Below are 11,599 nucleotides of genomic sequence, written 5' to 3'. Positions count from 1 at the left end.
GCAGGCCTGCCGAAGGACAGGCCTGCTTCGTGATCTGACTCGCGGCGTTTGTTTGAGCGGAGCTGCCGTTAGGCAGCGCAGCGAGTTATGCCGCGGGCCGGGTGCGCGAGCATCGCAGGGAAGTCGGCGCGCAGCGCCGACCGCCTCACTGAAGCACGCCACGGTGCCCGCCCCCGTCCGGACCGGCGCACCCGCCGTGACCGACACCTGTATCGCGCGGCAGCCAGCAACGGGCCGTGTCAAAGCCCTCAGTGCGGGTCGTCCGCCCCGACCAGCGACGACCGCAGCCGGCTGGGCGCCAGCGCCCCAGCCGAATCGAGGATCGGGTACGCGATCGAGCAGATGTGCGAGTTGATGCGTTTCAGGTCGCTGATCAGGTCGATGTGCAGCGAACTCGTCTCAATGCTCGGCGCCGTGCGGTCCATCAGCCGCGTGAGGTGCGTGTTGGCGTACGCCCGCTCCAGGTCGCGGAAGCGAACCTTCTCCTCCAGCAGCTTCTGCGCGTCGCGCACATTGCCGTTGAGGAACACGCTCATGCCCAGCCGCAGATTGGCCACCAGCCGCTCGTGCATCTCCACGATCTCGGCCATGCCCGCCTCGGAGAAGTTGCGGTGCGGCCGGATCTTCTTGTCCTCGATGTCGGAGATCACCCGCTCGATGATGTCGCCGATCTGCTCCATGTTGATGGTGAAGCTGATGATGTCCGTCCAGCGCCGGCTTTCCTCCTCGCCCAGCGCCTCGCGCGAGATCTTGGTGAGGTAGTACTTGATGTCCGAGTAGAGCCGGTCGACCTGGTCGTCCATCTTGCGCAGTTCCTCGGCCAGCCGCAGGTCGTTGCTGCGGATCACCGTGAGCACGCCGATCAGCATGCTCTCCACCACGTCGGCCTGGTGCAGCGCCTCGCGTGCCGCGTTCGAGATGGCCAGGGTGGGCGTCGACAGCGCGGAAGGGTCGAGATGCCGCGGGCGTGTGCCGGTTGCGGGCGTACGCGGCACCGGCACCAGCTTCATCGACAGCTTGGCCACCGCCGTGGTCAGGCCGATGAAGGCCACGCTCGCGATCACGTTGAAGGCCAGGTGGAACATCACCACCAGCTGTGCCGGCGAATCCACGAGCGAAGTCGGCGCGTGCCGCAGCACCAGCCCGACGAAGGGCGCGGCGATCACCACGCCCAGCAGCTTGAACAGGAAGTTGCCCACGGTGACCTGCCGCACTGCGGGCGGCGACTTGGCCGTCGTCAGCACGGCCAGCAGCCCGCTGCCGAGGTTGGCACCGAGCACCAGGCCCAGCGCCACGTCCAGCGGCACCACCGCGCCCGTGGCCATCGCGGCCACCAGCAGCACCACGGCCAGGCTGGAGTAGGCGACCACGGCCAGGGCGGCGCCTACCGTGATCTCCAGCATCAGGTCGCTGGTGATCGAGGCGATCACGGCGCGCATGGCCTCGCTCTCGAACAACGGGCCGGTGGCCTGCACCACCAGCTGCAGTGCCAGCAGCATCAGCCCCAGGCCAATCAGGATGCGGCCGAAGCGCCCCGCGGCGCTTGCCGGGCGGGTGATCGACAGCACCACGCCCGTGAAGATGAAGAGCGGCGACAGCCAGGAAAGATCGGTGGAGAACAGCACCGACATCAGCGCCGTGCCGATGTCCGCCCCGCGCATCACCGCCAATGCCGAAGGCAGCGTGATCAGGCCCTGCCCGACGAAGGACGACGTCATCAACGACGTGGCCGTGCTCGACTGCACCAGCGCCGTCACCCCGATGCCTGCCAGTGCCGCGGAGAAGCGGTTGCCCAGGCTGCGCTGCAGGAACCTGCGCAGGTCGCCCCCGAACACGCGCAGCACCCCGGTGCGCACGAGATGGGTGCCCCACACGAGGAGGGCGACGGCGGCGAGCAGGTTCAGCAGATGCTTCATGGAGGGGGTGCGGCTCCTTCGTGAGGGGGATGAATGAAAAACGGGGCAGTCATTCTGCATGCCCCGTGCCAGCGCCGCCGTAGGCTGAGGACCAGTTCTCCATCACGGCTGCCCGCAGGCGCGCTCCAGGGGCCCGACCACGCGGTACGCAGTCCGGCATGGATGTCCCATCAGTCGATCAACGCGCCGTTGTCATGAAAGGGATACGGCCCCTCGAAGACGCCGCTTGCGGCCAGGTGCGTCACCAGCCGCTGGCCGTCCCACGCATGCACGCGATAGCCGGGCGGCTCCAGCGTCCAGGCCGAGGGCGCATCGGGTGCCAGGTCCAGGCAGACCTGGTGCGCCGGCGCCGGCGCGGTGCTGGCCACGGTCCCGCCGAAGCGCACGTCGATGGCGCGATGCAGGTGGCCGCAGATGATGCGCTCCACGTTGGGATGCTGCCGCACCAGCGCTTCCAGCGCGGCCGCGCCTTCGAGCAGGCCGATGTCGTCCATGTGGCCGATCAGCGTACGGAAGGGCGGATGGTGCATGGCGATCACCACCGGCTGCCCGCGGCTGGCCTCCAACTGCCCGGCCAGCCAGTCGAGCCGGCGGCTGCACAGCGAGCCATGCGAGGCGCCGGGCGTCACGGTGTCGAGGGCGATCAGCCGCAGCGGCCCGACGGCCACGTTGAACTGCACGAACTCGCCATCGCCCAGGTAGGTGTGCGTGGGAAAGCTGCGGCGCAGCTGCTCGCGCTCGTCGTGGTTGCCCGGCAGCAGGTAGACGGGCGCGGCGCCCAGCGGCGCCAGCAGTTCGGCCAGGTGCGCGTACTCGGCCTCGCGTCCGAAGTCGCTCAGATCGCCGGTGATCACGATGGCATCGGGCGCCTGGCGCAGCCGCAGCACACTGGCCACCGCCTCGCGCAGGTAGGGCGCGGTGTCGATGCGGCCATAGGCCAGGCGGCCGGGTTCGCGGATGTGCAGGTCGGTGAGCTGCACGAGGAAGGTGGGTCGGGTCATCAGGCAATCTCCGTCGCGGGCATCAGGCGGTCGGCGGTGGTGCGGATGCCCACCTGCTGGTCATGCTGCCAGGGGCAGTCGCGGCCGGCCTCGGCCAGCAGCGGCGGCTGGTCGCCGGTGTCCAGCCGCAACTGCACGCGCTCGCCCAGGAAGGTGCGTTGCACAACCCGGGCCTGGCCCCAGCCGATCTGCGGGGGGCCGAGTTCGATGTCCTCAGGCCGAACCAGCAGCGCCGGTTGGGCGGCCAGGCCATCGGGGCAGGGCAGCGCCACGCCGCCCAGCATGACCACGCCCTGCCGGCGCGCAGCATCGCTGCGGTCCAGCCGGTTCACGCGGCCCAGGAACTCGGCCACGAAGGGATGGGCCGGCGTGCGGTACAGGTCCTCGCCGCGACCCACCTGCACGATGTGGCCGCCGCGCATCACCGCCAAGCGGTCGGCGATGGCCAGCGCTTCCTGCTGGTCGTGCGTGACGTGCACGGCCGTGATGTGCAGCCGGCGCAGCAGCTCGGCCAGTTCGTCGCGCAGCGATTCCTTGAGCTTGGCGTCCAGCGCGGCCAGCGGCTCGTCGAGCAGCAGCACGCGCGGGCGCACTGCCACGGCGCGGGCCAGGGCCACGCGCTGGCGCTGGCCGCCGGAGAGTTCGGACGGGCGCTTGTGTTCGAGGCCGGTCAGGCGCGTCAGCTCCACCAGTTCGCCCACCGTGCGTTCGACCTCGGCGGCGGGCGTGCCGCGGATGCGCAGGCCGTAGCCGATGTTGGCCGCCACGCTCATCTGCGGAAACAGCGCATAGCTCTGGAACACCATGCCCACGTTGCGCCGCTCCACCGGCCGGTCGCTCACGTCCTGGCCGCCGAAGAGGATGCCGCCGCCCGCGTCCATGCCCTCCAGGCCGGCGATCTGGCGCAGCAGCGTGGTCTTGCCGCAGCCCGAGGGGCCCAGCAGGGCCAGCACCTCGCCGGGTTCCACATGCAGGTCGGTGGGCTGCAGGCCGCGCGTGCCGTCGGCATAGGTCTTGGCGCAGCGTTCGATGTCGATGGCCGTTCGTTCAAGTTCCATGGTGTTTGCGAATGAAGTCCGCGGCGGCCTGCAGGCCCCAGAGCACGGGCAGGATGACGAGGAAGAAGACGAGGGTGTAGGCCGAGCCGATCTCGATGCGGGCCGAGGCATAGCTGTCGGCCAGTCCCACGGGCAGGGTGCGGGTGAGTGGCGTGTGCAGCATCCAGGTGAGGTTGAACTCGCCCACGGACAGCGTGAACACCATCAGGCAGCCCGCCACGATGGCCGGGAACACGGCCGGCACCAGCACGCCCAGAAAGCGCTGCACGAAGCTCGCGCCCAGCGTTCGCGCGGCCTCGTCCAGCGCCACCAGTTCGCGCCGCTGGAAGGCCGAGGCCACGGTGCGCACCATGAAGGGCAGGGTGAAGACGACATGGCCCACCAGGATGAAGGCGTAGCTCTGGCGGAAGCCCTGTACCTGGCCGTAGGCGAGGATCAGCGCCAGGGCCGTGGCCAGGCCCGGCACGGCCACGGGCAGCGTCAACAGCTCCTCGAAGAGCCGCGCCGCGCGCGTGCGGCTGCGCGCCAGCGCCCAGGCGCAGGGAACGCCCAGCAGCACGGTGCACAGCACACAGGTTGCGGCCAGCAGCAGCGAGCCGGTGACGGTGCTGCCGTAGCTGTCCCACACCTCCACCAGCCAGCGCAGCGTGAAGCCGCTGCGCCAGCCGCGGCCGTAGTTGCTCACCAGGCCGGCCAGCACCGACAGCAGCATGGGCGCCAGCGTGAAGAAGGCCACCAGGCCGGTGAGCGTCGCCAGCACGGGCGAGCGCGAAGTTCCACTGCGGGCCGTGGTCATGCGCCGGCCTCCCCGCTGAAGCGCCGTGCGACGAAGAGCACGGCCCAGGTCACCAGCCCGAGCGCGATCGACAGCGAGGCCGCGAGCGCGAAGTTGGCGTAGTTGGTGAACTCGTCATAGATGGTGATCGGGATCACCTCGAACTTGCTCGCCAGCGTGAAGGCCGTGCCGAAGGCGCCCATGGCGGTGGCGAAGACGATGGCGCCGCAGGCCAGTGTGGTGGGCGCGAGCTCGGGCACCCACACGTCGCGGGCGATGGCGATGCGCGAGGCACCGAGCGAGCGGGCCGCTTCTTCCAGTGCCGGGTCCATGGATTCGGCCGCTGCCGTGTAGGCCGCGATGGCCCGTGGCAGCGAGAAGTACAGGTAGGCCAGGAACAGCCCCAGCAGCCCGTAGGCGAAGGTGATCCGCTCGCCGCCCAGGCTGGACGAGATGTCCGCCACCAGCCCCTGCCGGCCGCCGAGCAGGATCACGAAGAAGCCCACGATCACGCCCGGGAAGGACAGCGGCAGCGTCAGCACCGCCAGCAGCAGCCGGCGGCCGGCGAAGCGCTGGCGCGCCAGGTACAGGCCCACGGCCGCGCCCAGCACCAGCGTGGCCAGCGTGACCACCACCGACAGCGCCAGCGTCTGCAGCATGCTTGTGAGGTAGCGCGGCTGCGTCAGCACCGCGAAGTAGGCCGAAGCCCCTTCGCGCGCCGGCAAGGCCAGCAGCTGCAGCGCGGGCAGCAGCCAGAAGGCCAGGAAGAAGATGCCGGCCGGCAGGGCACAGGCCAGCAGGATCAGCTGCGGTCGCTGCATCGCCTCAGCGCGCTTCCTTCAGGTAGCGCTCGGAGAAGGCCTTCTGCACGGCGGCCATCTTCGCGTAGTCCACCGGCTTGGCGCGGGCGTACTCGCTGGCGGGCAGGAACTGCGCTTCCACGTCCTTGGGCATGGCGCTGGCGCGCACCGGCCGCAGGTAGGCCTTGGCCCACACGGCCTGGCCCTCGTCAGAGAGCACGAAGTCCAGCGCCTTCTTGGCGTCGGCCGCATGCGGCGCCTTGGCCACCAGGCTCATCACGTAGGGGACGACCACCGTGCCTTCGCTGGGGATCACGAAGGCCACGTTGGCGCCGTCCTTGTACTTGGCGCGGTAGGCGTTGAAGTCGTAGTCCAGCAGGATGCCGATCTCGCCCGAGAGCACACGGGCGTATGCGGTCTGCTTTGGCACGATGGGCTCGTTCTTCTGCAGCGCCTTGAAGTAGTCGATGGCGGGCTTGAAGTCGTCCATGCTGCCGCCGCGCGCCTGGTTCACCGCCACCGCGCCCACGTAGCCGACGAAGGCCGAGGCCGGGTCCAGGTAGCCCACCAGGCCCTTGTATTCGGGCTTGAGCAGGTCGGCCCACGACTTCGGGATCGGCTTGCCCTTGAGTGCGTCGACGTTGACCATGAAGCCCAGGGTGCCCGAATGGATGGTGAACCAGTTCCCCTGCGGATCCTTCAGGCCGTCGGGGATGTCCTTCCAGTTGGCGGGCTGGTAGGGCTGCACCACGCCGTCCTTCTGGGCCTGGATGGCGAAGGTCACGCCCAGGTAGGTCATGTCGGCCACGGGGCTGGCTTTCTCGGCCACCAGCTGTGCGAGGGCCTGGCCGGAGTTCTTGTTGTCCGGCGGCACCGTGACGCCGGTCTTGGCCTTGATGGCCTTGATCTGGCTGCCCCAGTCGGCCCATTCGGGCGGGCAGTTGTAGCAGATGGCGGTCTGCGCGAAGGCCGCGGTGGCGGCGAAGCCGGCGGCGGCGATCGCGAGGCGGGTGGCGGCGAGGAGCTTGGAGGTCATGGAAGCGTTCCTTTGAATGGGAGAGGGACGGACAGAGGCAGGCCGGTTCAGCGCGCGGGGCGGCGTCGGCTCTTGGGAGTTGTGGGGTGGTTGGCGACGGAGGCCGTTGCGTCCGTCGGCGGCGCACACGATTCGCCGGTGCGCAGGCGGTGCGGCAGCAGCAGGCTGTCCGCGGGCACCGGCGCGCGCTGCTCGTCCAGCGCCGCCATCAGCAGCTGCGCGGCCCGGCGGCCGATGTCGGCGGCGGGCTGTTCGATGGTGCCCAGGCGCGGCGTGAGTTCGTCACCCAGCGCGATGCCGTCGAAGCCCATCACCGACAGGTCCTGCGGCACGCGCAGGCCGGCCAGGTGCGCGGCACGCACGGCGCGGATGGCGAGCAGGTCGTTGGAGCAGAACAGGGCGGTGGGCCGGTCGCTGGCGGCCAGGCGCGCGCGCAGCGTGTCGGCCGCGGCTTCGACGAAGGGCACTTCGATCAGCGGCGGCGCATCGAGGCCGGCAGCCGCCATGCCGGCCAGGAAGCCGCGATGGCGCTGCTGCGAGCGGTCGGACTGCGCGAGCGTGCCGCTGACCATGGCGATGCGCCGGTGGCCCAACGCCGCCAGGTGCGCCACGACCTCGGCCGAGGCGGTCTCGTTGTCCACCGCCACACAGCAATGGGCCGGATGCCGGTTGTAGGCCAGCACATAGGGCCGCTGGCGGGCCTGCAGCCGGGCCAGCGCGGCGGAGGTCTGCGGGTTGGAGATGACCAGCACCATGCCTTCGACCTCGCGGGCGAGCAACTGGTCGACCGCGCGTTGCTCGGCATCCAGGTCGTAGCCGGTGGTCAGCGGCACGATGGCATGGCCGGCCTCGGCCGCGGCCTGGGCCAGGCCCTGCAGGCATTCGGCGAAGGTGGGGTTGAGCAAGGTGGGCAGCACCACGCCCAGCACCCGGCTGCGCTGGGTGCGCAGGGTGCGCGCGCTGGCGCTGGGCAGGTAACCCAACTCGCGCGCGACCGACTCCACCAGCGCGCGCGTGGCGGGCAGCACCTTGTCCGGCGCGTTGAATACGCGCGAGACGGTGGCGATGGAGACGCCGGCCTTGTCGGCAACGGCCTGGATGCTCATGCGGAAAAACCTTCGATGGAAAACATCATGTAAACGTTTTCATTTGAAGGTGCGCATGTGACACCGTCATGACGGGATCTGGAACCGGGATTACCCGGAGCTGGTGGTGCGCCGGGCATCAGAGAAAGGCACGGCGCTCTGCGCGGCGTGCCCGCAGGCGCGAGATGCGCGTGCAGCTGGGCGTGCCTGCAGCGGGGTGTGCCGCACGCAGCCCTTGGCGCCGCTTGGGCTAAGCTTGTCGAAGCCCGGAGCCACCAGGGCGGGCCTTCGACAGGCTCAGGCCGAACGGGTTGGGGTGGGCGGCAGCTAGGCGAAAAAAAAACGCAAGACCGAAGTCCCGCGCCTTTGTGCCCCCGCTGTAGCGTCCTCGCGCAGGACGCGTTGAGCTCGCGAATCGGCGGATTTAGCGCCGCCGTCCGCGTCAGCGTGTGCGCCGCATGCGCCGGACTTCGTCCAGCACCAGGCAGATGGCGCCCAGCGTGATCGCGCTGTCGGCCAGGTTGAAGGCCGGGAAGTGCGAACCGGCCCAGTGGAAGTCCAGGAAGTCCACCACGTAGCCGTGCATCAGGCGGTCCACCACGTTGCCGATGGCGCCGCCCAGGATGCAGGCCATGGCAAAGCAGAACAGCTTCTGCCCCGCATGCGAGCGCAGCATCCAGACGATGAACACGGCGGCGGCCACGCCGATGCCGGTGAAGAACCAGCGCTGCCAGCCCGAGGCGCCGGCCAGGAAGGAGAAGGCCGCCCCGGTGTTGTGGGCCCGCACGATGTTGAAGAACTCGGTGATGCGTGTGGCGTCGCCGAGTTGGTAGTGGCCCAGGATCAGCGTCTTGGTGTACTGGTCGGCGATGAAGATCAGCACGGCCAGCGCCAGCCAGCCCCAGATGCCCAGGCCCGGCCGCGTGGACTCGAATCCGCTGTGCGCCTTCATGGTCATGCCACGCTCCGCGCTTCGCCGGCGCCGTACAGGTTGCTGGTGCAGCGGCCGCACAGCGTGGGATGCGCGCCGTCGTGGCCCACGTCGTCGCGCCAGTGCCAGCAGCGTTCGCACTTGGTGGCGGTGCTGGGCGTGACGGTGATGGCGAGTGCGTCACCCACCTGCAGGTCCACCACCGAGGTGATGAAGACGAACTTCAGGTCGTCGCCCAGGGCAGCCAGCAGCGCATGGTCCTCGGGCGCGGCGGTGAGGCGCACATTGGCCTGCAGCGAGGAGCCCACGCCGCCCGCGGTGCGCACGGCCTCGATCTCCTTGTTGACCGCGTCGCGGATCGTCTGGATGCGGCCCCACTTGGCCAGCAGCCCCTCGTCGGGCGTGCCCAGGTCGCAGAAGGTCTCCATGAAGATGGATTCCGACTGGCCCGCGACCTTCCATGCCTCTTCGGCCGTGAAGCTGAGGAAGGGCGCCATCCAGCGCAGCATGGCCTGGTTGATGTGCCACAGCGCGGTCTGCGCGCTGCGCCGTGCGCGCGAGCCGGGCTGCGTGGTGTACAGGCGGTCCTTCAGCACGTCCAGGTAGAAGGCGCCCAGGTCTTCCGAGCAGAACACCTGCAGCTTGGCCACCACCGGGTGGAACTCGTAGACCTTGTAGTGGCCCAGCACCTCGGCCTGGAACTGCGCCGCCCGCGACAGTGCCCAGCGGTCGATCTCGAACAGCTCGGCGAGCGGCACCGCGTCCTTGGCCGGATCGAAGTCGCTGGTGTTGGCCAGCAGGAAGCGCAGCGTGTTGCGGATGCGGCGGTAGGCATCGACCACGCGGGCCAGGATCTTGTCGTCGCCCGCGATGTCGCCCGAGTAGTCGGAGGCGGCCACCCACAGGCGGATGATCTCGGCGCCGAGCTTCTTGGTGATCTCCTGCGGGTCGATGCCGTTGCCCAGCGACTTGCTCATCTTGCGGCCTTGGCTGTCCACGGTGAAGCCGTGGGTCAGCAGGCCGCGATAGGGCGCGCGGCCTTCCAGCGCGCAGGCCAGCAGCAGCGAGCTGTGGAACCAGCCGCGGTGCTGGTCATGGCCTTCGAGGTACAGGTCGGCCTCGGGGCCCTGGTCGTGGTGCACCGTGGGGTGCGTGCCGCGCAGCACATGGAAGAAGGTGGAGCCGGAATCGAACCACACCTCCAGGATGTCGCTGCTCTTGGTGTAGTGCGGCGCGTCCTCGGCGCCCAGGATCTCTTCGGTCGTGACGCGGCTCCAGGCCTCGATGCCGCCCTGCTCGACGATGGCCGCCGCCTGGTCCAGGATCTCCATCGTGCGCGGATGCAGCTCGTCGGTGATCTTGTGCAGGAAGAAGGGAATCGGCACGCCCCAGCTGCGCTGGCGCGAGATGCACCAGTCGGGCCGGTGCGCGATCATGTCGTGCAGCCGGGCCTTGCCGTTCTCGGGGTAGAAGCTGGTGTTCTCGATGGCCTCCAGCGCGATCTGTCGCAGCGTCTTGGCGGGCTTGGCGCCGGGCAGGGTGAACACGCCTTCGCCCTCGTCCATGCGGATGAACCACTGGGCCGCGGCGCGATAGATCACCGGCGTCTTGTGGCGCCAGCAGTGCGGGTAGCTGTGGGTGATGGTCTCGGTGGCCATCAGCCGGCCGGCTTCGCGCAGCGCCTCGATGATGTGCGGCACCGCCTTCCAGATGTGCTGGCCGCCGAAGAGCGGGAAATCCGGCTCGTACACGCCGTTGCCCTGCACGGGGTTGAGGATGTCGTCGTAGGCCATGCCGTGCGCGACGCAGGACTGGAAGTCGTCCAGGCCATAGGCCGGCGAGGAATGGACCAGGCCGGTGCCATCGGTGGCGGTGGCGTAGTCGGCCAGGTACACCGGCGACAGGCGTCGGTAGCCCTCGTGCACGTCGTACAGCGGATGCTCGAACTCGAGTCCGCCCAGTGCATCGCCCTGCGCGATGGCGATGACCTTGCCGTCCAGCGCGTAGCGGTTCAGGCAGCTCTCGACCAGCGTGTCGGCCACGATCAGCAGGCCGCGGTCGGTGTCGACCAGGGCGTAGGTCAGCTCGGGGTTGAGGTTGAGCGCCTGGTTGGCCGGGATGGTCCACGCGGTGGTGGTCCAGATGACCGCGAAGGCGTCCTTGTCGATGGCCGGCAGGCCGAAGGCGGCCGCCAGTTTTGCGCGGTCATGTGCCTTGAAGGCGACGTCCAGCGTCTGGCTCTTCTTGTCGGCATATTCGATCTCGAACTCGGCCAACGACGAGCCGCAGTCGAAGCACCAGTACACCGGCTTGAGGCCGCGGTACACGAAGCCGCGCTCGATGACCTTCTTGAAGGCACGGATCTCGCCGGCTTCGTTGGCGAAGTCCATCGTCTTGTAGGGATGGTCCCATTCGCCCAGCACGCCGAGGCGCTGGAAGTCGCTCATCTGCTGCGCGATCTGCTCGGTGGCGTAGGCGCGGCTTTTGGCCTGCATCTCGTCGCGGCTCAGGTTGCGGCCGTGCTTCTTCTCGATGGCGTTCTCGATCGGCAGGCCGTGGCAGTCCCAGCCGGGCACGTAGAGCGCGTCGTAGCCTTCGAGCTGGCGCGCCTTGGTGATCATGTCCTTGAGGATCTTGTTCACCGCATGGCCCATGTGGATCTGGCCGTTGGCGTACGGCGGGCCGTCGTGCAGGATGAACTTGGGCCGGCCGGCGCGGGCCATGCGCAGGCGCTTGTACAGGCCCTCGTCGTTCCAGGCCTTGACCCAACCCGGCTCGCGCTTGGGCAGGTCGCCGCGCATGGGGAAGGGCGTGTCGGGCAGGTTCAGGGTCGCGCGGTAGTCGGGGGTCGCGGAGGAATCGGCAGCGTCGGACATGGAGGGCGGAGGGGGAAGGCTTCGACAGGCTCGGCCCGCTCGCGGCGAAGGCCCGCGCGGGAGGGGAGGAGGTCAGGCCGCTCGCCCCGAGCTTGTCGGTGGGGCGCCGGCACGGCGGGCG

General features: G+C 69.4%; 9 protein-coding genes. All 9 read right to left on the bottom strand.

Annotation, left to right across the window (positions count from 1 at the left end; all coding sequences use genetic code 11):
- Nucleotides 1-248: 248 nt before the first annotated feature.
- Complete coding sequence (locus tag QZ772_RS24565; protein WP_295532353.1) at nucleotides 249-1,916, bottom strand: Na/Pi cotransporter family protein; 1,668 nt, start codon at nucleotides 1,914-1,916, stop codon at nucleotides 249-251.
- Nucleotides 1,917-2,086: 170 nt separating this feature from the next.
- The gene (locus tag QZ772_RS24560) at nucleotides 2,087-2,917 is read right to left on the bottom strand and encodes a phosphodiesterase (RefSeq protein ID WP_295532351.1); all 831 of its coding nucleotides are present in this window, start codon (nucleotides 2,915-2,917) and stop codon (nucleotides 2,087-2,089) included.
- On the bottom strand, nucleotides 2,917-3,975 hold the full coding sequence (locus tag QZ772_RS24555) for an ABC transporter ATP-binding protein (protein WP_295532349.1): 1,059 nt from the start codon (nucleotides 3,973-3,975) through the stop codon (nucleotides 2,917-2,919). The genes QZ772_RS24560 and QZ772_RS24555 overlap by 1 nt, the downstream gene beginning before the upstream one ends.
- A complete protein-coding gene (locus QZ772_RS24550; RefSeq protein ID WP_295532347.1) occupies nucleotides 3,965-4,771 on the bottom strand; it encodes an ABC transporter permease in 807 nt (268 codons plus the stop codon). The genes QZ772_RS24555 and QZ772_RS24550 overlap by 11 nt, the downstream gene beginning before the upstream one ends.
- Nucleotides 4,768-5,571: an ABC transporter permease gene (locus QZ772_RS24545; protein WP_295532345.1), complete on the bottom strand. Its 804-nt coding sequence runs from the start codon at nucleotides 5,569-5,571 to the stop codon at nucleotides 4,768-4,770. The genes QZ772_RS24550 and QZ772_RS24545 overlap by 4 nt, the downstream gene beginning before the upstream one ends.
- 4 nt (nucleotides 5,572-5,575) lie before the next feature.
- Entirely contained in the window at nucleotides 5,576-6,586 is a 1,011-nt protein-coding gene (locus QZ772_RS24540) for an ABC transporter substrate-binding protein (protein WP_295532343.1), read from the bottom strand.
- Nucleotides 6,587-6,633: 47 nt separating this feature from the next.
- The gene (locus QZ772_RS24535; RefSeq protein ID WP_295532341.1) at nucleotides 6,634-7,692 is read right to left on the bottom strand and encodes a LacI family DNA-binding transcriptional regulator; all 1,059 of its coding nucleotides are present in this window, start codon (nucleotides 7,690-7,692) and stop codon (nucleotides 6,634-6,636) included.
- Nucleotides 7,693-8,113: 421 nt separating this feature from the next.
- Entirely contained in the window at nucleotides 8,114-8,623 is a 510-nt protein-coding gene (gene lspA / locus QZ772_RS24530; RefSeq protein ID WP_295532359.1) for a signal peptidase II, read from the bottom strand.
- Between the two features lie 2 nt (nucleotides 8,624-8,625).
- Nucleotides 8,626-11,478 (bottom strand): isoleucine--tRNA ligase, encoded by a 2,853-nt coding sequence (ileS, locus tag QZ772_RS24525; protein ID WP_295532339.1) that lies wholly within the window; start codon nucleotides 11,476-11,478, stop codon nucleotides 8,626-8,628.
- Nucleotides 11,479-11,599 lie beyond the last annotated feature (121 nt).

Origin of the sequence: uncultured Pseudacidovorax sp. (genome assembly GCF_913773995.1) — a bacterium.
GTDB lineage: Bacteria > Pseudomonadota > Gammaproteobacteria > Burkholderiales > Burkholderiaceae_C > Xenophilus.
This window is presented reverse-complemented; position numbering and strand designations above follow the sequence as displayed.

Excerpts from the sequence above, each read along its gene's own strand:
- QZ772_RS24565 (WP_295532353.1), bottom strand. The coding sequence starts at position 1,916 with ATGAAGCATCTGCTGAACCTGCTCGCCGCCGTCGCCCTCCTCGTGTGG.
- QZ772_RS24560 (WP_295532351.1), bottom strand. The coding sequence starts at position 2,917 with ATGACCCGACCCACCTTCCTCGTGCAGCTCACCGACCTGCACATCCGC.
- QZ772_RS24555 (WP_295532349.1), bottom strand. The coding sequence starts at position 3,975 with ATGGAACTTGAACGAACGGCCATCGACATCGAACGCTGCGCCAAGACC.
- QZ772_RS24550 (WP_295532347.1), bottom strand. The coding sequence starts at position 4,771 with ATGACCACGGCCCGCAGTGGAACTTCGCGCTCGCCCGTGCTGGCGACG.
- QZ772_RS24545 (WP_295532345.1), bottom strand. The coding sequence starts at position 5,571 with ATGCAGCGACCGCAGCTGATCCTGCTGGCCTGTGCCCTGCCGGCCGGC.
- QZ772_RS24540 (WP_295532343.1), bottom strand. The coding sequence starts at position 6,586 with ATGACCTCCAAGCTCCTCGCCGCCACCCGCCTCGCGATCGCCGCCGCC.
- QZ772_RS24535 (WP_295532341.1), bottom strand. The coding sequence starts at position 7,692 with ATGAGCATCCAGGCCGTTGCCGACAAGGCCGGCGTCTCCATCGCCACC.
- lspA (WP_295532359.1), bottom strand. The coding sequence starts at position 8,623 with ATGAAGGCGCACAGCGGATTCGAGTCCACGCGGCCGGGCCTGGGCATC.
- ileS (WP_295532339.1), bottom strand. The coding sequence starts at position 11,478 with ATGTCCGACGCTGCCGATTCCTCCGCGACCCCCGACTACCGCGCGACC.